30 protein-coding genes and 1 other annotated feature are annotated in these 26,719 nt (G+C 28.6%); of the genes, 27 read left to right on the plus strand and 3 right to left on the minus strand.

The window, feature by feature from the left end; all coding sequences use genetic code 11:
- Positions 1 to 139 precede the first annotated feature (139 nt).
- The 17 genes from ACYUEW_RS00945 (at position 140) to ACYUEW_RS01025 (ending at position 18,512) form a co-directional block, all read left to right on the plus strand.
- Positions 140 to 586 carry an RrF2 family transcriptional regulator gene (locus ACYUEW_RS00945; protein ID WP_003484625.1) on the plus strand — a complete coding sequence of 149 codons (447 nt, stop codon included), beginning with the start codon at positions 140 to 142 and terminating at the stop codon, positions 584 to 586.
- Positions 579 to 1,772: a cysteine desulfurase NifS gene (gene nifS / locus ACYUEW_RS00950; protein WP_265203869.1), complete on the plus strand. Its 1,194-nt coding sequence runs from the start codon at positions 579 to 581 to the stop codon at positions 1,770 to 1,772. Before ACYUEW_RS00945 ends, nifS begins: the two co-directional genes overlap by 8 nt.
- Position 1,773: 1 nt before the next feature.
- Positions 1,774 to 2,202 carry a Fe-S cluster assembly scaffold protein NifU gene (gene nifU / locus ACYUEW_RS00955; protein WP_003484630.1) on the plus strand — a complete coding sequence of 143 codons (429 nt, stop codon included), beginning with the start codon at positions 1,774 to 1,776 and terminating at the stop codon, positions 2,200 to 2,202.
- Between the two features lie 171 nt (positions 2,203 to 2,373).
- Positions 2,374 to 2,862, plus strand: a complete 489-nt coding sequence (locus tag ACYUEW_RS00960; protein ID WP_096043503.1) for a PRC-barrel domain-containing protein — start codon at positions 2,374 to 2,376, stop codon at positions 2,860 to 2,862.
- Between the two features lie 12 nt (positions 2,863 to 2,874).
- Complete coding sequence (locus tag ACYUEW_RS00965) at positions 2,875 to 3,903, plus strand: AI-2E family transporter (protein ID WP_460276024.1); 1,029 nt, start codon at positions 2,875 to 2,877, stop codon at positions 3,901 to 3,903.
- Between the two features lie 87 nt (positions 3,904 to 3,990).
- Positions 3,991 to 4,168 (plus strand) — a binding site (T-box leader).
- 56 nt (positions 4,169 to 4,224) lie between these two features.
- Entirely contained in the window at positions 4,225 to 6,864 is a 2,640-nt protein-coding gene (gene alaS / locus ACYUEW_RS00970; RefSeq protein ID WP_460276025.1) for an alanine--tRNA ligase, read from the plus strand.
- A gap of 115 nt (positions 6,865 to 6,979) precedes the next feature.
- Positions 6,980 to 7,231 (plus strand): IreB family regulatory phosphoprotein, encoded by a 252-nt coding sequence (locus ACYUEW_RS00975; RefSeq protein WP_003385813.1) that lies wholly within the window; start codon positions 6,980 to 6,982, stop codon positions 7,229 to 7,231.
- A 206-nt stretch (positions 7,232 to 7,437) separates the two neighbouring features.
- Positions 7,438 to 7,851 (plus strand): Holliday junction resolvase RuvX, encoded by a 414-nt coding sequence (gene ruvX, locus ACYUEW_RS00980; RefSeq protein ID WP_003484637.1) that lies wholly within the window; start codon positions 7,438 to 7,440, stop codon positions 7,849 to 7,851.
- A gap of 13 nt (positions 7,852 to 7,864) precedes the next feature.
- The gene (locus ACYUEW_RS00985; protein ID WP_003484639.1) at positions 7,865 to 8,119 is read left to right on the plus strand and encodes a DUF1292 domain-containing protein; all 255 of its coding nucleotides are present in this window, start codon (positions 7,865 to 7,867) and stop codon (positions 8,117 to 8,119) included.
- 121 nt (positions 8,120 to 8,240) lie between these two features.
- The gene (locus tag ACYUEW_RS00990) at positions 8,241 to 8,693 is read left to right on the plus strand and encodes a Fur family transcriptional regulator (protein ID WP_003385810.1); all 453 of its coding nucleotides are present in this window, start codon (positions 8,241 to 8,243) and stop codon (positions 8,691 to 8,693) included.
- 47 nt (positions 8,694 to 8,740) lie between these two features.
- Entirely contained in the window at positions 8,741 to 10,450 is a 1,710-nt protein-coding gene (locus tag ACYUEW_RS00995; protein WP_042384628.1) for a ribonuclease J, read from the plus strand.
- Positions 10,451 to 11,095: 645 nt separating this feature from the next.
- On the plus strand, positions 11,096 to 12,922 hold the full coding sequence (gene typA / locus ACYUEW_RS01000; protein ID WP_085333636.1) for a translational GTPase TypA: 1,827 nt from the start codon (positions 11,096 to 11,098) through the stop codon (positions 12,920 to 12,922).
- Positions 12,923 to 12,998: 76 nt separating this feature from the next.
- A complete protein-coding gene (gene mltG, locus ACYUEW_RS01005; RefSeq protein ID WP_085333635.1) occupies positions 12,999 to 14,030 on the plus strand; it encodes an endolytic transglycosylase MltG in 1,032 nt (343 codons plus the stop codon).
- An 82-nt stretch (positions 14,031 to 14,112) separates the two neighbouring features.
- Complete coding sequence (locus ACYUEW_RS01010; RefSeq protein ID WP_003484645.1) at positions 14,113 to 14,769, plus strand: O-methyltransferase; 657 nt, start codon at positions 14,113 to 14,115, stop codon at positions 14,767 to 14,769.
- Positions 14,762 to 15,988, plus strand: a complete 1,227-nt coding sequence (locus ACYUEW_RS01015) for a peptidase U32 family protein (RefSeq protein WP_085333634.1) — start codon at positions 14,762 to 14,764, stop codon at positions 15,986 to 15,988. Before ACYUEW_RS01010 ends, ACYUEW_RS01015 begins: the two co-directional genes overlap by 8 nt.
- Positions 15,989 to 16,135: 147 nt before the next feature.
- Positions 16,136 to 16,756, plus strand: coding sequence for a uridine kinase (udk, locus tag ACYUEW_RS01020; RefSeq protein WP_003484647.1), 621 nt, complete (start codon positions 16,136 to 16,138; stop codon positions 16,754 to 16,756).
- Positions 16,757 to 16,841: 85 nt separating this feature from the next.
- Positions 16,842 to 18,512 (plus strand): peptidoglycan D,D-transpeptidase FtsI family protein, encoded by a 1,671-nt coding sequence (locus tag ACYUEW_RS01025; protein WP_003484648.1) that lies wholly within the window; start codon positions 16,842 to 16,844, stop codon positions 18,510 to 18,512.
- A 150-nt stretch (positions 18,513 to 18,662) separates the two neighbouring features.
- On the opposite strand, the gene ACYUEW_RS01030 is transcribed toward ACYUEW_RS01025, so the two are convergent.
- The 3 genes from ACYUEW_RS01030 to ACYUEW_RS01040 are packed head-to-tail and all read right to left on the minus strand — an operon-like array spanning position 18,663 to position 20,685.
- On the minus strand, positions 18,663 to 19,745 hold the full coding sequence (locus ACYUEW_RS01030; protein ID WP_460276026.1) for a site-specific integrase: 1,083 nt from the start codon (positions 19,743 to 19,745) through the stop codon (positions 18,663 to 18,665).
- Positions 19,746 to 19,794: 49 nt separating this feature from the next.
- Entirely contained in the window at positions 19,795 to 20,241 is a 447-nt protein-coding gene (locus ACYUEW_RS01035; RefSeq protein ID WP_219649661.1) for an ImmA/IrrE family metallo-endopeptidase, read from the minus strand.
- Positions 20,242 to 20,259: 18 nt separating this feature from the next.
- Positions 20,260 to 20,685 (minus strand): helix-turn-helix domain-containing protein, encoded by a 426-nt coding sequence (locus ACYUEW_RS01040; protein WP_460276027.1) that lies wholly within the window; start codon positions 20,683 to 20,685, stop codon positions 20,260 to 20,262.
- Between the two features lie 229 nt (positions 20,686 to 20,914).
- Here ACYUEW_RS01040 and ACYUEW_RS01045 point away from each other — a divergent pair, with 229 nt between their 5' ends.
- Genes ACYUEW_RS01045 through ACYUEW_RS01090 form a run of 10 tightly spaced genes read left to right on the plus strand, consistent with a single transcriptional unit; the run spans position 20,915 to position 26,718 of the window.
- Positions 20,915 to 21,118 carry a helix-turn-helix domain-containing protein gene (locus ACYUEW_RS01045; protein WP_460276028.1) on the plus strand — a complete coding sequence of 68 codons (204 nt, stop codon included), beginning with the start codon at positions 20,915 to 20,917 and terminating at the stop codon, positions 21,116 to 21,118.
- A 16-nt stretch (positions 21,119 to 21,134) separates the two neighbouring features.
- On the plus strand, positions 21,135 to 21,434 hold the full coding sequence (locus tag ACYUEW_RS01050) for a hypothetical protein (protein ID WP_460276029.1): 300 nt from the start codon (positions 21,135 to 21,137) through the stop codon (positions 21,432 to 21,434).
- Positions 21,435 to 21,476: 42 nt separating this feature from the next.
- Positions 21,477 to 21,659, plus strand: a complete 183-nt coding sequence (locus ACYUEW_RS01055) for a hypothetical protein (RefSeq protein WP_003495328.1) — start codon at positions 21,477 to 21,479, stop codon at positions 21,657 to 21,659.
- Between the two features lie 16 nt (positions 21,660 to 21,675).
- The gene (locus tag ACYUEW_RS01060; protein WP_080443598.1) at positions 21,676 to 21,963 is read left to right on the plus strand and encodes a hypothetical protein; all 288 of its coding nucleotides are present in this window, start codon (positions 21,676 to 21,678) and stop codon (positions 21,961 to 21,963) included.
- Between the two features lie 30 nt (positions 21,964 to 21,993).
- The gene (locus ACYUEW_RS01065) at positions 21,994 to 22,356 is read left to right on the plus strand and encodes a hypothetical protein (protein ID WP_460276030.1); all 363 of its coding nucleotides are present in this window, start codon (positions 21,994 to 21,996) and stop codon (positions 22,354 to 22,356) included.
- Complete coding sequence (locus ACYUEW_RS01070) at positions 22,353 to 22,502, plus strand: flavodoxin (protein ID WP_460276031.1); 150 nt, start codon at positions 22,353 to 22,355, stop codon at positions 22,500 to 22,502. Before ACYUEW_RS01065 ends, ACYUEW_RS01070 begins: the two co-directional genes overlap by 4 nt.
- Positions 22,503 to 22,504: 2 nt before the next feature.
- Positions 22,505 to 24,439 (plus strand): AAA family ATPase, encoded by a 1,935-nt coding sequence (locus ACYUEW_RS01075; protein ID WP_460276032.1) that lies wholly within the window; start codon positions 22,505 to 22,507, stop codon positions 24,437 to 24,439.
- A 1-nt stretch (position 24,440) separates the two neighbouring features.
- Entirely contained in the window at positions 24,441 to 25,373 is a 933-nt protein-coding gene (locus tag ACYUEW_RS01080; RefSeq protein WP_460276033.1) for a recombinase RecT, read from the plus strand.
- Positions 25,373 to 26,086 (plus strand): MBL fold metallo-hydrolase, encoded by a 714-nt coding sequence (locus ACYUEW_RS01085; protein WP_460276034.1) that lies wholly within the window; start codon positions 25,373 to 25,375, stop codon positions 26,084 to 26,086. The genes ACYUEW_RS01080 and ACYUEW_RS01085 overlap by 1 nt, the downstream gene beginning before the upstream one ends.
- A gap of 11 nt (positions 26,087 to 26,097) precedes the next feature.
- Entirely contained in the window at positions 26,098 to 26,718 is a 621-nt protein-coding gene (locus ACYUEW_RS01090) for an HD domain-containing protein (protein ID WP_460276035.1), read from the plus strand.
- The last annotated feature ends 1 nt before the right edge of the window (position 26,719 follow it).

Raw genomic sequence — 26,719 nt, forward strand, 5'->3', positions numbered from 1 at the left:
GTTACAAATTAAGACTATACTTTTTTATATTAAAAAATTTTCCAAAAAAATTGATTAATATTGTTGACAGTTTTACTCAGGTTTGCTATTATAAAAATAAATCATAGTAAAGTGGTCAACATTAAAAGGATGTGATTAAATGAAGTTGTCAACTAAGGGTAGGTATGGAGTAAAGGCTATGGTAGATTTGGCAATTAACTACGGTGGGCAACCAGTTTCTATAAAAAATATTTCAGAAAGGCAACATATATCTGAATATTATTTAGAACAACTATTTTCTCCACTTAGAAAGGCTAAACTTATAAAAAGCATAAGGGGAGCTCAAGGGGGCTATATTTTGAATAGGCATCCTAAGGACATAACCGTAGCAGATATTATGGAGGTTTTAGAAGGACCTATAGAAATATCTAGTTGTTTAGAGGGAGAGGATAGTTGTGGTAATGTGGATTGTTGTGCAACTAGGCTTTTGTGGGCAAAGATAAAGAAAAGTTTAGATAATATAATGGAATCAACTACCTTACAAGATATGGTAGAGGACTATAGAAAAATAAATCCACCAATTAAAAGGAGTGAAAATAATGAATAAACAAGTTTATATGGATTATTCAGCTACTACTTATACAAAACCAGAGGTATTAGAAGAAATGCTTCCATTCTTCACTGAAAATTTTGGAAACCCATCTTCTTTATATTCTTTCTCAGATAAAACTAAAAAAGCTGTAGACCTAGCAAGAGAGAGAGTAGCAAAGGTATTGAATGCAGAAAAAAATGAAATATTCTTTACAAGTGGTGGTTCGGAAGCGGATAACTGGGCCCTAAAAGGTATAGCTTATGCTAATAAAAATAAAGGAAATCATATAATAACTACTAAAATAGAACATCATGCTATATTACATACAGCACAATTTTTAGAAAAAGAAGGTTTCAAAGTAACTTATCTTCCAGTAGATGAAGAAGGTTTTGTAAGTGTAGAGGATGTAAAAACTGCTATAACAGATGAAACCATTTTAGTTTCTATAATGTTTGCTAACAATGAAATAGGAACTATAGAGCCAATAAAAGAAATAGGTAAATTATGCAAAGAAAAAAATATTTATTTCCATACAGATGCAGTTCAAGCTATAGGTCATGTAGATATAGATGTAAAAGATATGAATATAGATTTATTATCTATGTCTGCTCATAAATTTTATGGGCCTAAAGGAGTAGGTGCTCTATATATAAGAAATGGAGTTAAAATACAAAATTTAATTCATGGCGGGGGACAAGAGAGAGGCAAGAGAGCTAGTACAGAAGATATAGCTGGTATAGTAGGACTTGGTAAAGCAATAGAATTAGCTATAGAAAATATGCCTGAGGAAAATAAAAAATTAGCTAACTTAAGAGAAAAGCTAATAAAAGAAGTTGAAAAAAGAATACCTGAAGTAAAATTAAATGGACCTAGAGATATGAGCAAAAGATTACCTAATAATGTTAATATTAGCTTTATAGGTATTGAAGGAGAAACTTTATTATTAGATTTAGATATGAATGGCATATTTGGATCTACAGGAAGTGCTTGTGCTTCAGCATCCTTAGACCCATCCCATGTGCTTTTATCTATAGGATTGCCACATGAAGTTGCTCATGGTTCTTTAAGATTAAGCTTAGGAGATAAGAATACAGAAGAAGATATAGATTATGTATTAGAAGTACTTCCTAAAATAATAAAACAAAGAAGAGAAATGTCACCACTTTGGGAAGATTATATGAAAAACAAGGAGGAAAAATAATATGTATACAGAAAAAGTAATGGATCATTTTAGAAATCCTAGAAATGTAGGAGAAATAGAGGATGCTAATGGTATAGGCGAAGTAGGAAACGCTAAATGTGGCGATATAATGAAAATATATTTAAAAGTTGAAGATAACATAATTAAAGATGTAAAATTTAAGACCTTTGGATGTGCATCAGCTATAGCATCATCAAGTATGGCCACAGAACTTATAAAGGGAAAAAACTTAGAAGATGCATGGCAGCTTACAAATAAAGCTGTAGCAGAAGCTTTAGAAGGATTACCACCAGTAAAAATGCATTGTTCTGTACTTGCAGAAGAAGCTATACACAAAGCAATAAATGAATATAGAGTATCTCAAGGTTTAGAGCCATGGGAAATGAAGACGCATTCTGAACATATTCACGAACATGTACATGGTCATTAATAGATATGTAGATTGCTGTAAAACATAATAAATTATTTTTATATAAGATATTTTAAAAATACCCTCGTTAAAGAGGGTATTTTTTATTTTTTTGATAAAACTAAAGGTAAGATGTAGGCAATTAAACCATAAGTTTTTAATTTTAAAATATTAATATAAAGTGGGGTAAATATGTATAGAAGCAAATATTTTAAATATATGAATGTATACTATAGTAATGGTAAAAAAGCAGGTTTTATAAAAGATATATTAATAGATTTTAATGAAGAAAAAATTGTAGGTTTTTGTGTAAGTTCTTATAAAATATTAAATAAAAATAATATAGTGCTTGTAGAAGATATAATATCAATAAATAAAAATATGGTAGTAAAAAAATTAGGAAGAGGAAAGTATTTAAGTTTTAATGATATAAAGCATTTAGAGGTTATAGATATAGAGGGCGTTTTAATGGGAGTTATTGAAGATATAATAATAAATGAAGATGATTTTAGAATAGCTGCTATTATAATATCTATGGGATTTTTAAATAATTTTATAAAAGGGAAAAAAATAATAAGTCCTAATGAAATAATATTAGGAGAAAGAAATCTACTTTACTTTAATTATAGAAGTAGAAATTTAGATTTTAAAATTATGGTTAAAAACAAAATAAATACATAGGAGTAAGAGATCATGAGAAAATACTATAAAAATTTGTACTGTAAACTATTATTTTTTATATTAGTGTTACTAATATTTTTTATTATACTTATAAAAAATACCATAGTAAGAGATATACTTTCCTTATTTTTTATATCTTTTGTTATATATTATATACTAAAACCTATACATACATTTTTAAAACATAAAGGTGTAAATGAGAAATTTTCTGCATTACTTTTAGTTGTTACATTAATAATGATCATAGGAATTTTTATTATTTCTATAATACCTGCCATAATAAAAGAAGGGTACAATATAACAAGTTCTGTAGGATATATTCAAAAATATATAGATTATATATATAATAAAATAAATTTATTAAATAATAATAAAATTTTAGGTGGGATTTTAAATAAAATAAATGTGAAAATTGAAAGTTATACAGTATCAATCGGAGAAAATATTTTAAATAAATTTGTAGGGTTTGGAGAAAATATATTGGATTATGCAGTTATTCCTATAATAGTATATTATTTTTTAGCCGCAGGGAATAAAATAATACAAAAGTTTTTTATGATTTTTCCTGTTAAGGTAAGAGGGATAGTAAAAAATGTATTCGAGGATATAGATAAAATTTTAGCGAGATATATTATAAGTCAAATAATATTATGTTTAATAATAACAATTCTTACTTTCTTAGTCTTAGTAGGTCTAGGCATAAAATTACCTATATTATTATCTTTGATAAATGGTTTTTTAAATATAATACCTTATTTTGGGCCGGTTATAGGATCCTTGCCAGCTATATTAATAGCCTTTACAAAATCACCTAAAACAGCTTTGTGGGCTTTAATTTTATTATATTCTATACAACAAATAGAAGGTGATATATTGTCTCCTAAAATTACAGGAGATAGTGTAGATATGCATCCTTTAACAGTTATATTGCTTCTTTTAATAGGAGGAAAAATATATGGCTTTTTGGGAATGGTTTTAGCTATACCTATAGGAGTTATAATGAAAATTATATATGAAGATTTAAATTACTATTTATTTTAAATAAATTATGGGATGAATTTTTGCATATCTTGACATAATGGTAATTTTTATTTATAATTTGAACATAATAATATTAAATGAATATATATAATAGTGATGATTAAAAGGAGTAAGTAGATTAACTTTATATAGAGAGGGAGTGGCTGGTGAAAACTTCTTAAGGTTTGTACTGAAGGCTGTTTATGAACTATTTTACAGGAGTTGTAAATGCAGTTTTGTATTTAAATTAGGGTGGTACCGCGGAATATAAACTTTCGTCCCTTTTTAGGGATTGAAGGTTTTTTTTATTACAAAAATATGAAAATAAAGGAGCGATAAACCATGGAAAGAATGGGTTTAAATGAAATAAGAGAAGAATATCTAAAGTTTTTCGAAAGTAAAGCACATTTTAGACTACCAAGTTTTTCTTTAGTGCCTAAAAATGATAAAAGTTTACTTCTAATAAATGCAGGAATGGCACCTTTAAAGCCTTATTTTACAGGTCTTCAAGTTCCACCAAGTAAAAGGGTTACTACTTGTCAAAAGTGTGTAAGAACTGGAGATATCGAAAATGTAGGTAAAACTTCAAGACATGGTACTTTTTTTGAGATGATGGGAAATTTTTCCTTTGGGGATTATTTTAAAGAAGAAGTTATCCCTTGGGCTTGGGAATTTACTACAGGAGTTTTAAAATTACCTAAAGAGAAACTATATGTGACTATATATGAAGAGGATGATGAAGCCTTGGATATATGGGTAAATAAAACAGATGTGAATCCTAAAAGAATATTTAGATTAGGAAAAGAAGATAACTTTTGGGAACATGGATTAGGACCTTGTGGACCTTGTTCAGAAATTCATTTTGATAGAGGAGCAGGAGAGGTTAAAACTTCAGAGGAGTTTGTAAAAGCTAGTGATGAAGATAAAATAGTGGAATTTTGGAATTTAGTATTTACTCAATTTGATAAGGATGAAGAAGGAAATTATAACAGACTTGCCAATCCTAATATAGATACAGGTATGGGACTTGAAAGAATGGCTACTATAATGCAAAATGTGGATAGTATATTTGAAGTTGATACAATAAAAGCTGTATTAGATCAGGTGTGTAAACTTTCAGGAGCTAATTATAAAGAGGATAGGGTAAAAGATATATCTATAAGAATAATAACAGATCATATAAGAAGTATTACTTTTATGATAAGTGATGGTATATTACCTTCTAATGAAGGAAGGGGATATGTTCTTAGAAGAGTTTTAAGAAGGGCTGCAAGACATGGAAAAACTTTAGGAATAAACAATACATTTTTACATAACTTAACAGATATAGTTATAGAAAATTGTTATAAAAATTATCCAGAATTAGAAGAGAAAAAAGAATATATAAAGAAAGTTATAAAACTAGAAGAAGAAAGATTTGATGAAACTATAGATGCTGGAATGCAAATATTAAATGATTATATAAAAGAAGTTAAGAATAATAATCATAAAGTTCTTTCAGGAGATAAAGCTTTCAAACTATATGATACTTATGGATTTCCAGTAGAATTAACGGAAGAAATCTTAGAAGAGCAAGGTATAAATATAGACAAAGAAGGCTTTAATAAAGAAATGAAGGAGCAAAGAGAAAGAGCTAGATCTGCTAGAGAAGAAACTAATTATATGGGCGCAGAAGATACCATATTAAATAAAATAGATTTAAGTATAAATACACAATTTGAAGGTTACGATAAATTAGAACTTAAATCAAAAGTAGCTTTAATTGTAGAAAATGAAGAGTTTAAAAATCAGATTGAAAAAGGAAATAAAGGGCTAATAGTAACTTATAATACTCCATTTTATGCAGAAATGGGTGGCCAAATAGGAGATACAGGTATTATATATAATGACAGTTTTAAAGCAAAAGTTATAGATTGTAAAAAGAACATATCAGGTAAAATACTTCATTTTGTAAAAGTTTTAGAAGGGAAAGTGTCTTTAGAGGATGAGGTTATATTAAAAGTAAATGAAGAAAGAAGAAATAATATAAGAAAAAATCATACAGCAACTCATATATTACATGCTGCCTTGATAAAAGTGGTAGGAGATCATGTACAGCAATCAGGTTCCTATGTGGATGATGAAAGATTAAGATTTGACTTTAGTCATTTTGAAGCAGTATCAGAGGCTGAATTAAAAGAAGTAGAGAAGATAGTAAATAAAGAGATAATGAAAGCTAATGTTGTAAATACTAAAGTAATGAACATAGAAGAAGCAAAAGAACAGGGGGCCATTGCATTATTCGACAATAAATATAAGGATGATGTTAGAGTAGTTTCTGTAGGAGAATTTAGTAAAGAATTATGTGGTGGAACTCATGTAGGCAATAGTGGTGAAATTGGAATGTTTAAAATAGTTTCTGAGGCAGGGGTTGCAGCTGGTATAAGAAGAATAGAAGCAATAACGGCTTTTAAGGCTATAGAATATGTAGATCACAAAAATAACATATTAAAAGACGCAGCTCAAATATTAAAATGCAATGAAAAGGAATTATTAAACAAATTAAGTCATCAAGTTTTAGAAATGAAAGAAAAAGAAAAGGAAATAGAAGCTTTAAAATTAAAACTAGCAAGTGGTGCAGAGGATGAAATATTAAATAACATAAAAGAAATAAAAGGTGTTAAAGTAGCATCAGCGGCAGTAAAGGATATAGATGGAAATGCCCTAAGAGATTTAGGAGATAAAATAAGAGATAATATGCAAAGTGGAGTAGTTGTTCTAGGAAGTAACTATAAAGGTAAAGTTTTATTTGTTGCTATGGCAACTAAAGATACAGTAGCTAAGGGAGTACATTGTGGAAAGATAATTAAAGAGATTGCAACTATAGCCGGTGGTGGCGGTGGTGGAAGACCAGACATGGCACAAGCAGGAGGTAAAGATCCAAATAAATTAGAAGAGGCTATAAAAACAGTAGAAACTGTAGTGGAAAGTTTAGTTAAATAGTATACTTTTTAATAAATATGTCTTATAATATAATTAAAGAACATAAAAAACACTCAAATACTGGTTGCTCCAAAGAAAGTTGCAATCCTTAAAGATTGTATAGGAAGGTGATAAAATGAGTGGAGATAAAACAATACAATTTGATCCTGTAGAAAATAAAAAAACATTAACAAAAGAAATACTTACGAAAGTTTATAATTCTTTGCTAGAGAAAGGTTATAATCCAGTAAATCAACTAGTGGGATATTTGATCTCTGGTGATCCAACTTATATAACTAATTATAATGGAGCTAGATCTTTAGTTATAAAGCTAGAAAGAGATGAAATACTAGAGGAAGTAATAAAATCATATTTAGGGATAAATTAAAAAAATAAAAATGCCCTGTAGGGCATTTTTATTTTAAATATGGAAATAATATAAGCAGTGAACCCAAATCTACGATTTGGTATGAATAGCCTACTCCTATGTAATAGGAGCTTAGTATAAAATGAATACAAATCTAGGATTTAAAGATGATGACTTACTCCGATAATATAGGAGTTTGATATAAATACAATACTTAGGAGAGATTTATGAGAATATTAGGTCTAGATATAGGTGATAGAACTATTGGGGTAGCTTTAAGTGATCCATTAGGTTTTACAGCACAAGGAATTACAACTATAAGAAGAAAAAGTGAAGCATATGATTTGGAAGAGATAAAAAAAATATGTGATAAATATGAAGTAGATACTATAGTATCAGGGCTTCCTAAAAATATGAATGGTACATTAGGACCACAAAGTGAAAAGGTTCTAGAGTTTTGTGATTTAATAAAAGAACATGTGAATATTGAAATAAAAATGTGGGATGAAAGATTAACGACTGTAGCGGCTACTAGAGCTATGCTAGAGGCGGATTTATCTCGCTCAAAGAGGAAAAAAATAGTAGATAAAATGGCTGCTACTTATATATTACAAGGATACTTAGATAGTTTATCAAAATAAGGAGGATAATGATATGGATAATAATATAGATACAATAACATTAACAGATGAAGAAGGAAAAGAAACTGAATTTGAGGTAATAACAAAGCTTGATATAGAAGATAAAGAATATGTAGTTGTAGTTCCAAAGAATGAAGAAGTAGATGAGGCTATAGCTCTTAGAATAGATAATAATGACAAGGGTGAAGAAGTGCTAGTACCAGTAGAAGAAGATGAAGAATTTAATATGGTAGCAGAGGCTTATGAATTGTTATTTTCAGAAGAATAATAGTTTTTATTTAATCTATAAATATATAATTTGAAATTACAGATAAAGATTATCAATTGACAATAAGATAATACTGTATTAAACTTATATTAAAATAAAGTAGTTAAAGGTGGAATGAAAAGTGGCAGATTTTAAGAGAGAAGAAATTGAAAAGTTAAAAGAAGAATTAAAATCTAAGGGATATAAGTTAACTCCTCAAAGAAGAGCAATTATAGATATGATAAAAAAACACGAGGGTAGCCATTTAACTACAGAAGAGTTATACGATTTAGTAAAAGAGGAATGCCCAGAAATAGGTCTTGCAACGGTATATAGAACAGTACAACTTTTAGAAGAAATGGGTGTTATATATAAATTAGACCTAGATGATGGATGTAGTAGATATGAATTGGTAAATGAAGATGAAAATCATCAGCACCATCACTTAATATGTAGTAAGTGTAATAAGGTAATAGAGGTTAAGGATGATTTCTTAGAGGATTTAGAAGAAAATATTGAAGAAGAATATAATTTTAAAATAGAGAATCATAGTTTAAAGTTCTACGGTATCTGCAAGGAATGTCAAGGAAAATAAATAATAAAACTATGATAAAAACATAAAAGAAAAAGGAGGGAAGAAGTTTGCGAGTGGACAAAGAAAGAGATAAAGTAAAAGATAGAGTAAAAGATAAGGAGAAGGATAAAGTAAAGATTATTCCTTTAGGCGGCTTAAATGAAATTGGCAAAAATTTAACTGTTATAGAATACAAAAATGATATAGTAGTTATAGATTGCGGCCTTAAGTTTCCAGACGACGATATGTTAGGAATAGATGTGGTTATTCCTGATATAACTTATCTTAAAAAGAATATCAATAAAGTAAAAGGTATATTTTTAACTCATGGTCATGAAGATCACATAGGAGCATTGCCCTATGTTCTGAGAGAAGTAAATGTACCAGTATACGGGACTAAGCTTACATTAGGCATAGTAGAAACCAAGTTAAAAGAACATGGACTACTAAGTTCTGTGGAGTTAAAATGCATAAAGCCAAGGGAAATAATTAGACTTCAAAATGTTTCTGTGGAATTTATAAGAACTAGCCACAGTATAGCAGACACAGTAGCTATAGCTATACATACACCTTTGGGGGTTGTTCTCCATACAGGAGACTTTAAAATAGACTACACTCCTATAGATGGTCATGTTACAGATTTAGCTAGATTTGCTGAAATAGGTAAGCGTGGAGTTATTGCTATGATGGCAGATAGTACAAATGTAGAAAGGCCAGGCTATACCATGTCAGAAAGTACTGTAGGGGAAGCTTTTTTAAATATATTCTCAGGAGTTAAAGGAAGAATAATTGTTGCTACTTTTGCATCTCATATCCATAGAATCCAGCAAATAATAAGAGCTGCTGAAAAATTCAAAAGAAAAGTAGCAGTTTCCGGTAGGAGTATGGAAAATATTATGGAAGTAGCTATGAAGCTTGGATATATAAAAGCAGAAAAAAATATATTTATAAGCATAGATGCTATAAATAAATATCCAGATGACCAAGTAGTTATAATAACTACAGGAAGTCAAGGAGAACCTATGTCAGCTCTTTCTAGAATGGCAGCTTCAGAGCATAAAAAAGTAAATATAAAGCCTGGTGATAAGGTAATTATATCTGCAACACCTATTCCAGGTAATGAAAAATTAGTATCTAGGGTGATAAATCAGTTATTTAAAAAGGGTGCAGATGTTATATATGAAACACTTGCAGATATCCATGTATCTGGTCATGCATGCCAGGAAGAACTTAAACTTATGCATACATTAGTAAGACCTAAATATTTTATACCTGTTCATGGAGAATATAGGCACTTAAAACAACATGGAGAACTTGCTTGTCAATTAGGATTACCAGAAAACCATGTTATGGTTTCAGATATAGGTGATGTTATAGAAGTAAGTAGGGAATGCATTAGAAAAAATGGTTCTGTAGTGTCAGGTCAAGTCTTTGTAGATGGACTAGGTGTAGGAGACGTAGGGAATATAGTATTAAGAGATAGAAAACACTTATCTCAAGATGGTATATTAACAGTAGTTGTTACTATAGAAAAGGTTTCAGGTTCTGTTATTGCAGGCCCTGATATAATATCAAGAGGTTTTGTTTATGTAAGAGAATCAGAGGATTTAATGGAAGAAGCTAAAGATTTAGTAAAAAAAGCTCTAGAAGAATGTGAAAGAAATCATATTACAGAATGGGCTGCAATTAAAACAAACATAAAAGATGTTTTAAGAGGATTCTTATATGAAAAAACAAAGAGAAAACCTATGATATTGCCAATTATAATGGAAATATAGTACAATATATTAAAATAGCTTATAAAAAATAATTTTTAAGTGAAAATTTTAAAGAGCTTTTTAATACCTAATAATTTTAAAAAGATAAGCTATGAATTTTAGAAATATAATATTTCAAATTCATAGCTTTTTAACTTAATTAAACCTATACATTATTTAATTAAGATTATTTTGTTATAAGATACTTTTGTTGATATGGGTAGTTAAATAATTATGAAGTCTAATATAAGATTATTAAACAATTTAAATTTTTATGAAAAACAGTCAGTAATAAAGAAAGATATAATGAAAATGTTTAAGGAATCAGCAGATGTAAGTTTAGATAAATAAATTAATATACTACATAAGTTGACTTTTTTTGAGTATAATATTAAAATAATAAGGTGAACCAAGTTGGATACTAGGAAGTATCCAATTTTTTTGAGTAAATGATATTTCATTTAAAAATCTTTGGTTTAAAATTTTAAAAATAAATAGTAAAAAATATTTATTAGAACTTGCCTTTAGAAGAAGTAATAGCTTTTGCTAAAGATTAGTGAAATTATCCGGGACTTAGTGCCATTTATTTAATAGTCATAGGTTAATGGTACTTATCTGTGAGATAAAATATATAAGTTTTTTAATTTAATAATTGGAGGAAAGAATATGAGTTTATTTGTTAGAAATGACATTAGAAATGTGGCCATAATCGCTCACGTTGACCACGGTAAGACAACACTTGTAGATGCACTTTTAAGACAAAGCCACGTTTTTAGAGACAACGAAAAGGTAGAGGAAAGAGTTATGGACTCTAATGACATAGAAAAAGAAAGAGGAATAACTATATTATCTAAAAATACTGCCGTAAATTATAACGGTATTAAGATAAATATAGTAGATACTCCAGGACATGCGGATTTTGGAGGAGAAGTTGAACGTGTACTAAAAATGGTAGATAGTGTTTTATTAGTAGTAGATTCCTATGAAGGGGCTATGCCACAAACAAAGTTTGTTACTAAAAAGGCATTAGAACTTAACCTTAAGCCAATAGTAGTAATAAATAAAATTGATAAACCAGATGGTAGACCAGAAGAAGTTTTAGATGAAATATTTGACTTGTTCGTAGAACTTGGAGCTAATGATGAGCAATTAGATTTTCCAGTAATATATTGTTCAGCTAGAGACGGTATAGCTAAAAATGAAATGGAAGATGAATCAGATAATATGGAAGCTTTATTTGAAGCTATAATTAAAAATGTTAAATCACCAGAAGGACATATAGATAAGCCATTACAAATGTTAGTAACTACTATAGATTATAACGAATATGTAGGTAAAATAGGTATTGGTAAAATAGAAAGAGGAAGCATAAAGAAGAATCAACAGGTAGCTTTAATAAGAAAAGATGGAAAAGTAGAAAATGTAAAAATATCTTCACTATATGTTTACGATGGATTAGCAAGAATAGAGACAGAAGAAGCTAAACTAGGAGACATAGTAGCGGTAGCAGGTATACCAGATATTAATATAGGAGAAACTGTAGCGGATGTTAATGAACCAGAAGCTCTTCCTTTTGTAGAGATAGATGAGCCTACATTAAGCATGAACTTTATGGTTAATGATTCTCCTTTTGCAGGACAAGATGGCAAGTTTGTTACATCAAGACATTTAAGAGATAGACTTATAAAAGAATTAGAAACTAATGTTAGCTTAAGGGTAGAAGATACAGATAGAGCAGAATGCTTTAAAGTAAGTGGAAGAGGAGAACTTCATTTATCTGTATTAATAGAAACTATGAGAAGAGAAGGTTACGAATTCCAAGTTTCAAAACCAACAGTTATATTTAAAGAAGAAAATGGTAAAAAATTAGAACCTATTGAAAGATTAACTATAGATGTACCAGAAGAATTTATGGGTGTAGTTATGGAAAAATTAGGACCAAGAAAAGCTGAGATGATTAATATGACTTCAGCTATAAATGGTTATACAAGATTAGAATTTAAAGTTCCAGCAAGAGGATTAATAGGATTCAGAAATGAATTTATGACTGATACTAAGGGTAATGGTATAATGAACCATGTATTAGAAGATTATGAAGCATATAAAGGAGAAATACCTGAAAGATCAAGAGGATCATTAGTAGTATTTGAATCTGGAGAAGCTATAACTTATGGATTGTTTAATGCTCAAGAAAGAGGAATACTATTTTTAGAACCAGGAACCCCAGTATATGCAGGTATGATAGCAGGACAATGTTCTAGAACAGGAGATATAGATGTTAATGTATGTAAGAAAAAGCATTTATCTAATACTAGATCTTCAGGTGCTGATGAAGCTTTAAAGTTAGTTCCAGTGACAAAAATGTCTTTAGAACAATGTCTTGAATTCGTAGCATCTGATGAATTAGTAGAAGTTACTCCAAAAAATATAAGAATGAGAAAGAAAATATTAGATTCAGAATTAAGAAGAAAAGCTACAATAAGAAAAAAATAAATAGGCATCATAATTCTAACAAACAACTAGCTTAGGGCTGGTTGTTTGTCTATATTAACCTATGGGTGGTGATTTTGTGAAAAATAAAAACAGGCTAATTATTTTAGTAATGGCTATAGTTGCAGTTTTAGCTATAGGTTTTGTATCTATTAAGTATTATGACAGAAAAATTTTAAAAGCTCCATTAAAAGCAGATGGAAATGAAGTTGTTAAGATTGTTGTAGACAAGGACCAGAGTTTAAATGATGTTATAGAAAAAATAGATAAAGAAGGCAAGATTAAAAGCAAAAAAATATTAAAAAATTATATTAAGAAAGTACAAGCACCACAAAAAGTAGTTCCAGGAGAATATGTATTTTCAGTTAATTTAAATGCTTATAATTTATTGCTCAATTTAAAAGAAGGCATATATGATAATAGACCTATAAAAGTTACTATTCCAGAAGGGTATAATATAGATGAAATAGGAAATAAATTGGAAAAACAGGGAATAATAAAGAAAGAAGATTTTATAAAAAGTATAAAAGAATACAAAACTCCTTCTTTTGTAAAGGAAGATAAGAATAGGAAGTACTCTTTAGAAGGATACTTATTTCCAGATACTTATGAGTTTTTTAAAGGTATGCAAGGAGATAAAATAATAGATAAAATGTTAGATAGGTTTAATTATGTTATTAAAGAAATAGAAAAAGAAGATAATATAAAAATAAAAGATGAAGACATGGATAAATTAATTAGCATGGCATCTGTTATAGAGAAAGAAGCTGAAAAAGATGCTGAAAGAGGTAAGGTAGCATCTGTATTTTATAATAGAATAGATAAAAAAATGAAAATGGAATCCTGTGCTACAGTATTGTATGCATTAGGATATCATAAAGATAAATTATATTATAAAGATCTAAAAATAAAGTCTCCTTATAATACTTATTTGAATACGGGATTACCTATAGGACCTATATGTTCTCCAGGTAAAAATTCCATAAAGGCAGCATTAAATCCAGAAAAAACAGATTATCTGTATTTTGTTTCTAAAAATAATGGAACTCACTTTTTTACAAAGAACTATAACGATTTTTTAAAGGTGAAAAAGGAAACTCAAGGAGATTAATATATTTTGCTGCAGGTGACCTATTATATTTAAAAATTAAAAGGTCACCTTATGTATTATTAATTTTAAATTGGAGGTAAACATGAGTAAAGTAGCCTATGATTATATGGAAGAATATATAAGAGGTCTTATACCAGAAAATGAGGGAATATTAAAGGAATTAGAAGACTATGCTAAGGAAAATACTGTTCCAATAGTACATAAAGAAGTGGCTAATTTTTTAGAGTTTATGATAAGTGTAAAAAAACCTAAAAAAATACTTGAGTTAGGCACAGCTATAGGATACTCTTCAATATTTATGAGTTTAAGTTCAAATGGAGAGTCTAATATTACTACCATTGAACGTGATGATAAAATGATAGAAATTGCAAGAAGTAATATTGAAAAACATGGCTTTAAAGATAAAATAAAAATTATTCATGGGGATTGTCTAGAAATCCTTAAAGATTTAGATGATAAATATGATATGATTTTTATGGATGCAGGAAAAGGACATTATAATGAATTTTTGCCTTATTGTTTAAAGCTTTTAAATAAAGATGGAATTATAATAGCAGATAATGTACTTTTTAGAGGTATGGTTGCTAATGATGAATTAGTTATAAGAAGAAAGATAACTATAGTTAAAAGAATGAGAAAATATATGAATATGATAAGTGACAAGGATAATTTCATAACCTCAATTATACCAATGGGAGATGGAATTGCCATAACTAAGAGGAGGAATGAGGATGCTTAATATAAAAAAACCAGAACTTTTAGCTCCAGCAGGAAATTTGGAAAAATTAAAGACAGCTATAAACTTTGGAGCGGATGCGGTTTATTTAGGTGGTAGCAGATTAAATTTAAGAGCCTTTGCAGACAATTTCACAGATGAAGAACTTAAAGAGGGTATAAAATATGCTCATGATAGAGGTAGAAAGGTTCATGTTACAATAAATGTGTTCCCTCGTAACGAAGATTTTAACGGATTAGAAGAGTATTTAAAAAAATTATATGAATTTAGAGTAGATGCCATAATAGTTTCAGACCCGGGAATTATTATGACTGCAAGAGAAACTGTACCAAATTTAGAAATACATTTAAGTACTCAAGCAAATACAGTTAATTTTAAAACCATAGATTTTTGGTATAAACAAGGTGTTAAAAGAATTGTATTAGCAAGAGAACTAACTATAGAAGAAATAAAAACCATAAGAGAGAAAATAGAAAAAGATTGTGAATTAGAAGCCTTTGTTCACGGTTCTATGTGTATGTCTTATTCTGGCAGATGCCTCTTATCTAATTATATGACAGGGAGAGATTCTAACAGAGGAGCATGTGCACAACCTTGTAGATACAAATATTATTTAATGGAAGAAAAAAGAGAAGGGGAGTATTTCCCTGTAGTTGAAGATGATAAAGGAACATATATAATGAATTCAAAGGATATGTGTATGATAGAGCACATACCAGAATTAGTTCAAAGTGGTATAGATTCTTTTAAAATAGAAGGAAGAATGAAAAGTTCTTTCTATGTAGCTACAGTAGTTAAAGCCTATAGAGAAGCTATAGATGCTTATTTTAAAGATCCAGAAAATTATACTTTTAAAGAAAGATGGATGGATTATCTAAAAAAGGCTAGCCATAGAGCATATTTTACAGGTTTTTATTTTAATGATCCTAATAAGCAATTACATGAATCTTCTTCATATATTAGAACTTGTGATATTGTAGGTATTGTAAAGGAATTTAATGAAGAAACTATGGAAGCTATAGTAGAGCAAAGAAATAAGGTTTTAGATGGAGATGAACTAGAAGTTTTAAGACCTGAAGGTCCTATATTTAAAATAAATATAGTCAATATGAGAGACAAAAATGATAAAAAGATAGAGTCTGCTCCTTCAGCCCAAATGATATTTAAAGTTAACACAGATAAAAGCTTAAAAGAAAATGATATACTTATAAAAAATAAATAATATATAAAAACATATTTATATATTATTGTGAAGGAAGAGAATTAGCCAAGAATACACCACTAATTTGTTATAATTGTAAATTTTATTATACATAAAATGATTTAATTAAATGTTTAATAAAAAACTAGAAAATAAGGGGGAAAGCTAATGAAACGCCCAGTGTTGATAGGTATAACTGGAGGAACTGGTTCAGGAAAAAGTACTGTAGCTAAGGAAATATATAATAAATTTGATGAAGCTTGTATTTTTATGATAGAGCAGGACTCTTATTATAAAGATCAAAGCAGTATACCTTTTGAAGAAAGATGCAAAAAAAATTACGATCATCCAGATGCTTTTGATAATGAACTTTTAATAGATCATTTAAAAAATTTAATAGATTTAAATGTTATAGAGAAACCTATTTATGATTTTGAAACTCATAATAGAAAAAAAGAAACTGTAAAAGTCGAACCTAGGGACATTATAATTGTAGAAGGTATATTAGTGCTTCAAGATCCAAAGATTAGAGAATTATTAGATATAAAGATATATGTGGATACAGATGCAGATGTAAGAATAATAAGAAGACTTTTAAGAGATATAAACGAAAGAGGAAGAACTGTAGATTCAGTCATAAATCAATACTTAACCGTTGTAAGGCCAATGCATATGCAATTTATAGAGCCTTCAAAAAGATATGCAGATATAATAATTCCAGAGGGTGGACATAACAAAGTAGCCATAGATATGATGGTAGCAAATATAAAACATTTGTTACAAAAATAAAATATTATTTAAAATGAAATAGTAATAATTTAGAATAAAACACCTTATTTTGGTTATAATTTAGCTAAGATGAGGTGTTTTTATTATGAGATACAGGGAGAAAAGAAAGGCTTATAAATTATTAACATTATTTATGGTTATATTTTTGTTTCTTATATATAGAATGGTTAAATTTCAGATTTTTGATGCAGAAAAATTAGCTACTATGGCAGAATCCCAATACGCTTATGAAGAAGATACAAGAGATAATAAATATAAGCTTCTAGATACTAAAGGGAATGATTTATTAAAATATAAAGAGAAATATTATGCTGTTCTGGTGCCAAGTGCTTTTAAAGATAACAAAGAAGAAAAAGATGAAGAAAAACTGTTAACAATAATGTATATTTTAAGAAATTATAATGAAAAATATGATATAACCCAAAATCAAACTATAGATAATAGTGGTAAAAATTACTATGAAATAGATAAAATAACTTATGAAAAACTAAAAGATATAAAAGGTGTAAAGGGATTTTATGCATACAAAAAACAAGAGGTAGATAAGAATATAAATGATAAAAAAGAGGCCTGGAAGTTAGAAAATATGCTATTAAATCCTTATAAAAATGATCAAAAAACTTTTAAAGGCAAAGAGTCTTTAGAGATGAAAATATATAATAGGGTAAAAGATAATAAAAAATCTAAAATAATATATGAAAAAGATTTAGGAGGAGAAATTATATCAGAAAAGACAGAAGAACCTAAGTCTAATATAAACCCTAGACTTACATTAGACTCTAAAGTTCAAGATAGTATAAGAAAGGTTTTAAATAAAAAAGAATATAAGGATTTTAACCAAGTAGGTGTAATTCTTTCAGAAGCAGAGTCAGGGAAGATACGTGCTATGGTTCAAAAGGATGAAACATTACCTAATGTAAATATAGGGGCGGCTACACAAAATGGGTTTCCACCGGGATCTATATTTAAAATAATAACAGAAGAAGCCGCATTAGAAAACAATAAAGTATCCTTAAAGGATAGTTTTAAATGTACTGGAGAATTTGAAAATAATAAAAAAGGAACTCATGGAAGTTTTAGCACAAAGGAGGCTTTTATAGTTTCTTGTAATGATATATTTTCACAAATAGGAAGAAAAGCAGGATTTGAGAATATTGATAATATGGTTAAAAAGCATGGGATATATAACAAAGTGTTAGATTTACACTATGAACAGCAGGGTGCTATTCAAATGGAAAAAGGAGAAAAACCAAATTTAAGTGATGGTACTTTATCCTTAGTATCCTTTGGTCAGCTTATTAGAATAACTCCTATAGAAGCAGTTTCTATGGTGAGTACTGTGGTGAATAATGGTGTTTACGTTAAGCCCTACGTATTAGAAGCCTTTGTAGATGATAAAAATAATACAGTAGAAGAATTTAATACTACAAAAGAACAAATTATAGGAACTTATTCTGCAAATAGTTTAAAGGAACAAATGAAAGAGGTTGTAAAAAGGGGAACTGCTACTTTAGCTTATGATTCTAATATAGAAATTGGAGGAAAAACTGGTACTAATGAAAGACAAGAAGTTAATGCTGAAGGTAAAATGGAACCACTTTCAGATGCTTGGTTTACAGGTTTTTTCAAGATAAATAATAAATATTATACTATGGTAGTATTCATACCTAAGATAAAAGCCAAAGGAGAAAGTGCTGCAACTACTTCAGTACCCATATTTTATGATATAGTTAAAGAAATAAAAGACTCTATTTAAACTATACAGAAAAAATAAAGTATATTTATGTGTACATGCACTTTTCTATATTAAAGAACATATTATATTAATAAGCACTATTCTAGGTTTAAGGTCTGTAAAATCAATACTTAACAGGTAGACGTCAAAAGAAACGTCAAAAATAAAAAATTAAAAAATAGAACGTATAGTTTGTGTGGCTTTTTTCATCATTTCATCTGTCACATGACTATATGTTCTTATTGTTTGCTCTACAGAGTGGCCCATTAATTTTGCAACAGTTTTAAAATCAACTCCGTTTGCAATCAAAGTAGTAGCATATGTATGCCTTAATTCGTGAACACTTATGTCATAACCTTTTTTAAAATACAATTCAGATAATCTGCTTGCCATTGAGGCTGTATTTGTAAATTTGAATAATCTATTATCAAAATTTAGAGGATAAATATTTTTAAAATTTTTCAATTCCTTATAAACATTATCTGAAAGTGGAACTGTCCTGTATGAGTTTTTACTTTTTAAACTACCAATTCCATATTTTTTCTTTTTCTTAATTTTTTTTAATTGTCTTTTAATAGATACAGTTAAATTAATCTCATCAATGTCACTCCATTTTAGTCCAAGTATTTCACCGATTCTAAGCCCACAGGAACCAGCTAGAAGTGTTATTAGATTTAATCTAGTATCATTAATGATATCTAATAGATTTTTGAACTCAGCTTGCGTTAGGGCTTTTTTCTCTTTTAAGCCTTTATCTTCTGGTAATTTAATATTAGTTATAGGATTAGAAGTTATAATATTAAATTGATCTATAGCAGAATTAAACATTGCTTTAAGCATACTCAAATAATTTTTAATTGTTTGTTTACTTAAATCCTCTTTAACCATAGTATCAACACATTTTTGAATATCTAAATTACTTATATCTTTTAATAACATATCTTCTAATATCTCAATCTTTTTTAGAGAATATTCTTTCATTTCAATAGTGTTTTGTTCCCTATACAATGTTTCATGTTCTAAATATATTTCAGAGAATTTTTTTAAAGTGATACCTGTATATTCAACATTTAAATGTTTTTGATTTTCGATTTCATTTTCTAAATCATCTAGCATATTTTCCATTACAGGTTTAGCTTCTTTTTGAGTTTTAAAACCTTGTTTAGATTTTTGCTTCCACTTACCATTAATTTTATAACTAATAATAAATTGCCAACCTTTGTCTTTTTTTCTCCAGGTTATATTATAATCCATTTAATTACTCTCCTTTCAAAACATATGTTCTAATTTATTGTCAAAAAAATTAATGCGGATTGCTTAACATTTCATAACGCAGCCTTAAAAGTTCAATTGGAATATATTCAGCACTTGAAATATATTCAAAAGAATAGCCTTCATAGTGAAAGAATATATCAGAAGGAATTAATAAACTAGCAGCAAACATATTAGCTTGACGTTCTAATTTATTTACAGAATAAAATGTATTATTTACTAAAAAAGGAGTATTAGCGTTAGGATGATGAATAGCATGTCCTAATTCATGGGCACATGTAAATAATTGCTTAGAATAAGTTAAATCCGCATTTATATGTATTATTTTTTGTCTAACAAATTTATTATAGTATCCATTAATAGAACCAAGAGGTTCTTTGATAACTATAATATTTTTAGCATTAGCAATATCAAATGGGTTATTGGTTTTATATTGTTTTACTAGTTTATTAACACTTTCTTGTATTACGTTTTTCATTATCCATACCCCCTAAAATTATTTCTTATACTTTTTAGGAGTATATTTTTTCTTAGCTATTTCTTTAGCTAACCTCATAGAATTTTCTAAACTTATTTTTAATAGTTCTCTTGTTTCATCATCTATAGGTTCACCATCAAACATCAACCCATCTTGAGAGTTTTCTAATTGGCTTAGTGTTTCATTAAGGGCTTTTTTTATGTCTTTTTCATCTTTCTTATTCAATTTAATTATTTCTTCTTCTGATGCAATATCTTCTGATAGTAAATAATCAACTGATACGCCAAAAAAATCAGCTAATTTTATTAATGTTTTTCTACCAGCTGGTCGTTTATTACCCTCAATCATACCAATAGTAGATTGAGCTATATTTAATTTATTTGCTAACTCGTGTTGAGTTAATTTTTTATTCTCTCTTAATTGCTTAATTTTATCACCTAACATAACAAATTCACCTCTTAGGATAATTTTATCACATTTTAGGATAAAATCAATAGGAAATTTAAGATAAATAAAGAATTTTAAAGGAATGTAAATATAATCTTCTATATTATCCTTATTTGTGATAAAATAGAAGTTTGATATTATCGCAAAACAGGATAATATATAGCTATAGTAAGAAAAACAAATCACGGAACATAACAGATTAATCAAAGAAAGGATGTGATAACAAATGAAAATAACACCAATAAAGATAAGAAGAATTAACATAGGGCTAGACACTAATGAGGCTGTCGAAAAGCTTGGTATAAGTAAAAGTACTTTCTATAAATTAGAACAAGGGCATACAACACCAAGTGCAAAGTTAATTAGTAAAATTGCTAAGGTTTACGAATGCACAACAGATGAGATATTCAAAGATTTAAAAATTAATTAGAAGGGGGACAAGTTAAATGAAGTCAACAGTATTAACACCTAAACAATTAGCGGAAAGATGGCAAATATGTTTAACAAAAATTTATGAAGACAATAATGCAGGCAAGTTACCTCACTTAAAAACAAATAAAAATAGATTCCCATTAGCAGTAATAGAGGAGATGGAAAAGGAAACTTTATTTAATAAATATGATATTAAAACTCCTAGGGAAAGAAGATTAGAAAAAGAATCAGAAGAATGGAAGTTTAAATATGAAACATTAAAAAATTGTATAAATAATGCATTACCAGAATTACTTAAGACAATGAATTTATAAATTTTATAAGAGGAAAAAAATTATAGAAATGGAGAAATAGAAATGTTAAAAAAATTACTAGAAGAAAGGGGAATCAATCTAACAAAAGCAGAGTTTGGAGTAGTAATGGAAATAGTAACGGATGATATTAAGTTTAATAGGATTAGTTTTAAAAAATGTACAAGCTTAAGTTATGTGTTGGATATTGCAATAAGAAGTGCAAATATTTTTAAAAGATGCGTATAGGAAGGAGGATTAAAAAGTGGATAAAAACTGGTGCATCTTATTAATAACAATCCTAAGAGAGCAACCATGCACTATGGAACAAGCGGCAGAATTGTACGATAAAGGAACATTATTTAGAAACAAAAGACCCAAAGAAGATGTAGAGGATATGGTTAAGTTTAGAGAAATGGGTTTTAAATTTAAAGAAATAGCTGAAATTTTCTGTTTAGACAAAAGCACGGTATGCAATTTGGTAAACACTTTTAAAAAGAAAAAAAAGCTCCCTGCCAGGAGCCAAACAATTAAGTTAAAATACGTTACTTAAATTTTAAATGAGATTGGAGGATTTGTAAAGATGATGAAAGATATAGTAGTTGCATTATTAACTACAACTATAGATAGATATTCAGACTTAAAATGCGATAGAAACTGGTTACCCAAAGAAATGGTCATTAAGGATTTAACAGGTATTTTAGATTATATAGCAGACTTGAAAGAAGCGGATAAACAACCTATAACAGTAGTTTTAAATGACAATACAAATATAGCAGGGCTGGAAGAATATATAAAAGAACTTGAAGAAACATGTGAACGGAACAATGAAATCATAGGACAGCAATGGGAGAAAATAAATAAGCTTAAGAATGACAACCGTATGTGGCAAAATACTTGCAACTCACTTAGAGAAAAGTTAGAAAACATGGAGGGAATAAAGTGAAAAGTAGTAATTATATAAAACTCCATGAAAGAGATATTTTGACCTTGAAAATAATTAACAAACAATTAGAAAAACATATTAATTATAATAATGCAAAAATAGAGCAATTAAGAAAATATAATAGAGAGCTTAAGGGGAGGAAATAATAATGGTAAATTCAATCTTTTTAAAAAATTTGAGCCTAAAAAACTTTAAGGGCCTAAAAGATTTAGCTATAGATTTTGGTGAGATAACAAACATATTTGGGGAAAATGGAACAGGAAAAACTACTATTCAAGATGCATTTAATTTTCTACTGTTTGATAAAGATTCTAAAGATAGTACTAAGTTTGATGTACAACCATTGGACAAGGATAATAACCCAATTCATAATTTAGAAACAATTATAGAGGCAATATTAGATATAGATGGCAAGGAAGTAGCCTTAAAGAGAGTGTATAAAGAAAAATATAGCAAGGTAAGAGGTACTGCTAAATTAGATTTTAAAGGATATGAGAGCCAGTATTATGTTAATGAAGTGCCTAAAAAAGTAGGAGAATATAAACAATTTATATCTGAGTTATTAGATGAAAAGCTATTTAAATTAATAACTAATCCACAATATTTTGCTAGCTTACCATGGAAGGATAGAAGAGCTATTATAACAGAGATTGTTGGGGATATGGATTGTAATAGTGTAATTGATTCTAAAAAAGACTTAGAACCATTAAGAAAGCATTTGAATGATAATACAGTTGATGATTTTGTAAAAGCTAATAAATCTAAAATTAATCAACTTAAAAAAGATAGAGCTCAGATGCCAAGCAGGATTGATGAAGTAAATAATTCAATACAAGAGTTTGACTTTGATGAATTAGATATACAGCGAAGAGGTGTAGCTACAGGCATTAAAAATATAGATGAACAATTATTGGATAAGAGTAAAGCTAATGAAGGGCTATTCAAGTTAAAGGCAGCATTACTGGAAAAAAGACAAGAATTAACAGAGGCTGAATATAAGTTTAAGGCAAATGTAAATAAGCCCAAAATGGAAGTTGAAGGAAAGATAAGGAGTACAGAGATAAACATAAGACATTTGAGTATGAACATAAATGAATTTGAGAAAGAAGTAAAAAGAAATCAGGACCATATAGATAATACACTTTTAAAAAGAAATAACTTATTAAACGTATATAAGGAGATTAAAAATTTTAAATTTGTGTTTGATGAAGCAACTTGTATATGCCCAACCTGTAAAAGAAAATTTGAAACAAGTGATATTGAAGCTAAAAGGGAAGAATTAGAAGGTAATTTTAATTCCAATAAAGCTAAAAAGCTAAAGGAAAATATAGCAGAAGGTAAATCTACTGCGGCTAAGATAGAAGAATTAAAAAGTAAAAATGAGAGTTTAAATAAGAAAATAGAAGATGAAGAAAATATGTTAGCAGCAACTAAAAAATCTTTGGAGACACTTCAAGGCAAATTAAATAGTCTTAAAACAGAAATAGAGGATCCAGAAGAAATTAAATATATAAAACAAGAAATTTATAGTCTTGAAAGTCAAATTCAGTCTTATAAGAAAGAAGATACTGCAGAATTAAACAATAAGAAGGAAGAATTACAAGAGCAACTTAGAGAATTGGACAAGCAACTAGCACATAAAGAAGTAAATGAAAAGGCTAAAGAAAGAATAAGGGAGCTTGAAAAGGAAGAAATAAAACTAAGTGAAAAAATTGCAGAGCTTGAAGGGTTAGAAATTCTTTCAGAAGAGTTTATAAGAACTAAAGTTGAGCTATTAGAAGAAAAGGTAAATTCTAAATTTAAGTATGTAAAATTTAAAATGTTTAAAAATCAAATTAATGGCGGCTTAGAGGAAACATGCGAGCCTTGCATAAACGGGGTGCCATATAGCAGTAATTTAAATAGTGCCGCAAGAATTAACGCAGGGTTAGATATTATAAATACTTTATGCAACCACTATGGTGTACAAGCTCCAATTTTTATAGACAACCGTGAAAGTACAAATAAAATTATTCCAGTAGAAAGTCAAGTTATTAATCTAATTGTTAGTAAAGATAAAAAAATGAAAGTGGAGGTAATTTAGTATGGACCAATTAGCAAAAGCAGAGAATGTAAAATCAATTTTAGATAGTAGTAAAGGAACTCAAATAAAGGAAAGACTTAATGAAATCTTAGGTAAGAAAACGCCTGGATTTGTAAGTTCAATGATAAATGTTTCAAATAGTCCTACCTTAAAAGAATGTGAGCCAATGACGGTTATTAGTTCTGCAGTTGTTGCAGCTACATTAGATTTACCAATAGACCCCAATATAGGGTTTGCTTATGTAGTACCTTATAACTGTAAGGATAAAAAGACTGGAAAATGGATTAAGAAAGCACAGTTTCAACTTGGTTATAGAGGGTATGTTCAATTAGCTTTAAGAACTTCACAATATAAAAATATAAATGTAGTTGAAGTATATAAAGGACAATTAAAATCATGGAATCCACTTACAGAAGAATTAGAATTCAATTTTGAAAACAAAGAAAGTGAAGAGGTAATAGGATATGCTGGATTTTTTAGACTTACAAATGGATTTGAAAAGGTTGTTTATTGGAGAAAAGAAGATGTATTAAGCCATGCTAAGAAATATTCAAAAACCTTTAGTAGTGGTCCTTGGAAGGATGATTTTGATTCTATGGCCAAGAAAACTGTACTTAAGGATATGATTAAAAAATGGGGCATCTTAAGCATAGAAATGCAAACAGGAATTAAAGCAGATCAAGCGGTAATAAAAGAAGGAATTGTAAATAAAGATAGCGGTTTAGATGAAAATATTGATTATGTAGACAATCCTCAAAATGCAAAGGATGTTGATTTTCAGGAAATTAAAGAGGAAATAAAACAGGAAGCCAATAAAGAAGTTATTGATATGGAAGAGACAACACCAGTAGAAAACAAAAATAATAAAGAAAAAAATAAAGTTGTTGAGGATGAAATAGTAAGCGAAGAAGAAAGTGAGGATAATCCATACTAATGATTAAGGTATTGTCTAGTGGATCTAAAGGTAATTGCTACATTATTCAAGCGGGAGGAGAAAAACTCCTGCTTGAGTGTGGGATTGATTGGAGAAATATACTCAAAGGTTTAAATTATAATATTAAAGAAGTTAAAGGGTGTTTGATAAGTCATAAACATTCAGATCATTGCAGAAGCCTTAGAAAAGTTTTAGATAGTATAACAAAGATATATGCACCATTAGAAGTAGCAGAGAAATACAATTGTAAAGCAAATAGAAAAGTAAGGATAGTTCAAAATAAAGATAAATTTTCAATAGGTAATTTCACAATTCTAGCTTTTAATTGTCAACATACAGATTCAGATGGGACAGAATGTGAAAATCTAGGATATTTAATACAGCACCCACAGCTAGGTAAAATATTATTTGCAACAGATACGTATTACCTAAAGTATAAGTTTAAAAATGTGGACCATATTCTTATCGAGTGCAACTATTCAGAAAAGTATATGGAAGATTTAGAACCATATCAAACAAGAACTTTTAAATCCCATATGAGTTTAGAAACATTGAAGGAAACTTTAAAAGCTTGGGATTTATCTAACACAAAAACCATTACTTTAATTCATTTAAGTGAGAATAATGGAAATCCAGAAGAATTTAAAAAAGAGATAGAAGCTTTAACTGGCATACCAACATATATTGCAGTGCCAGGATTAGAAATAAGTTAGGAGAGTAGAAAATGAAAGATATTTTTGAGATTAAAGAAAGAATAATTAACCTTTTAAAAAGCACTGGAAGAGAGGGTATAGATAAAGTTATTAAGTATCTGGAAGAAACAGATTTCTTTGTGGCTCCAGCTTCAACTAAGTATCATGGAAATTTTGAGGGAGGACTAGCAGAGCATAGCTTAAATGTATATGAGCTTTTAAAGATTAAAAATAAACAATTTGATTTGGGAGTATCAGAAGAAACTATGATAGTAACTGCAGTATTGCATGATATATGCAAAGTTAATTTATATCATAAATGCACAAAGAACAGGAAAAACGAGAAAACTCAAAAATGGGAGAGTTACCAAGGATATGGATTTGAAGATGCTTTTCCAGTAGGGCATGGTGAGAAATCCATTATAAAATTACAACAATTCATAAGGTTATCTAAAGATGAAATTTTAATGATTAGGTGGCATATGGGGGCAGCTGGTGAGAATTCGGCCAATATGAATGCAATGAGTAATTCATTTAATATGTGTAAAGGGGCTTTGGCTTTACATACTGCAGATATGGAAGCAAGTTATTTGCTGGAGCAGCATATTGAGCCAGGAGAAAATAGCAACCAAGTTAAAATCAAAGGGGTGTAAC

It is taken from the genome of Clostridium sp. CTA-1, assembly GCF_054768215.1.

Coding starts and splice junctions, on each gene's coding strand:
- ACYUEW_RS01085 (WP_460276034.1), top strand. CDS start 25,373: ATGATTAAGGTATTGTCTAGTGGATCTAAAGGTAATTGCTACATTATT.
- ACYUEW_RS01040 (WP_460276027.1), bottom strand. CDS start 20,685: ATGTTAGGTGATAAAATTAAGCAATTAAGAGAGAATAAAAAATTAACT.
- ACYUEW_RS01065 (WP_460276030.1), top strand. CDS start 21,994: ATGATGAAAGATATAGTAGTTGCATTATTAACTACAACTATAGATAGA.
- ACYUEW_RS01035 (WP_219649661.1), bottom strand. CDS start 20,241: ATGAAAAACGTAATACAAGAAAGTGTTAATAAACTAGTAAAACAATAT.
- alaS (WP_460276025.1), top strand. CDS start 4,225: ATGGAAAGAATGGGTTTAAATGAAATAAGAGAAGAATATCTAAAGTTT.
- ACYUEW_RS00965 (WP_460276024.1), top strand. CDS start 2,875: ATGAGAAAATACTATAAAAATTTGTACTGTAAACTATTATTTTTTATA.
- ACYUEW_RS01025 (WP_003484648.1), top strand. CDS start 16,842: ATGAGATACAGGGAGAAAAGAAAGGCTTATAAATTATTAACATTATTT.
- ruvX (WP_003484637.1), top strand. CDS start 7,438: ATGAGAATATTAGGTCTAGATATAGGTGATAGAACTATTGGGGTAGCT.
- ACYUEW_RS00960 (WP_096043503.1), top strand. CDS start 2,374: ATGTATAGAAGCAAATATTTTAAATATATGAATGTATACTATAGTAAT.
- ACYUEW_RS00975 (WP_003385813.1), top strand. CDS start 6,980: ATGAGTGGAGATAAAACAATACAATTTGATCCTGTAGAAAATAAAAAA.
- ACYUEW_RS01080 (WP_460276033.1), top strand. CDS start 24,441: ATGGACCAATTAGCAAAAGCAGAGAATGTAAAATCAATTTTAGATAGT.
- ACYUEW_RS01075 (WP_460276032.1), top strand. CDS start 22,505: ATGGTAAATTCAATCTTTTTAAAAAATTTGAGCCTAAAAAACTTTAAG.
- ACYUEW_RS00985 (WP_003484639.1), top strand. CDS start 7,865: ATGGATAATAATATAGATACAATAACATTAACAGATGAAGAAGGAAAA.
- ACYUEW_RS01050 (WP_460276029.1), top strand. CDS start 21,135: ATGAAGTCAACAGTATTAACACCTAAACAATTAGCGGAAAGATGGCAA.
- ACYUEW_RS00945 (WP_003484625.1), top strand. CDS start 140: ATGAAGTTGTCAACTAAGGGTAGGTATGGAGTAAAGGCTATGGTAGAT.
- ACYUEW_RS01090 (WP_460276035.1), top strand. CDS start 26,098: ATGAAAGATATTTTTGAGATTAAAGAAAGAATAATTAACCTTTTAAAA.
- ACYUEW_RS01045 (WP_460276028.1), top strand. CDS start 20,915: ATGAAAATAACACCAATAAAGATAAGAAGAATTAACATAGGGCTAGAC.
- ACYUEW_RS01030 (WP_460276026.1), bottom strand. CDS start 19,745: ATGGATTATAATATAACCTGGAGAAAAAAAGACAAAGGTTGGCAATTT.
- ACYUEW_RS01010 (WP_003484645.1), top strand. CDS start 14,113: ATGAGTAAAGTAGCCTATGATTATATGGAAGAATATATAAGAGGTCTT.
- typA (WP_085333636.1), top strand. CDS start 11,096: ATGAGTTTATTTGTTAGAAATGACATTAGAAATGTGGCCATAATCGCT.
- ACYUEW_RS01055 (WP_003495328.1), top strand. CDS start 21,477: ATGTTAAAAAAATTACTAGAAGAAAGGGGAATCAATCTAACAAAAGCA.
- udk (WP_003484647.1), top strand. CDS start 16,136: ATGAAACGCCCAGTGTTGATAGGTATAACTGGAGGAACTGGTTCAGGA.
- nifU (WP_003484630.1), top strand. CDS start 1,774: ATGTATACAGAAAAAGTAATGGATCATTTTAGAAATCCTAGAAATGTA.
- ACYUEW_RS01015 (WP_085333634.1), top strand. CDS start 14,762: ATGCTTAATATAAAAAAACCAGAACTTTTAGCTCCAGCAGGAAATTTG.
- nifS (WP_265203869.1), top strand. CDS start 579: ATGAATAAACAAGTTTATATGGATTATTCAGCTACTACTTATACAAAA.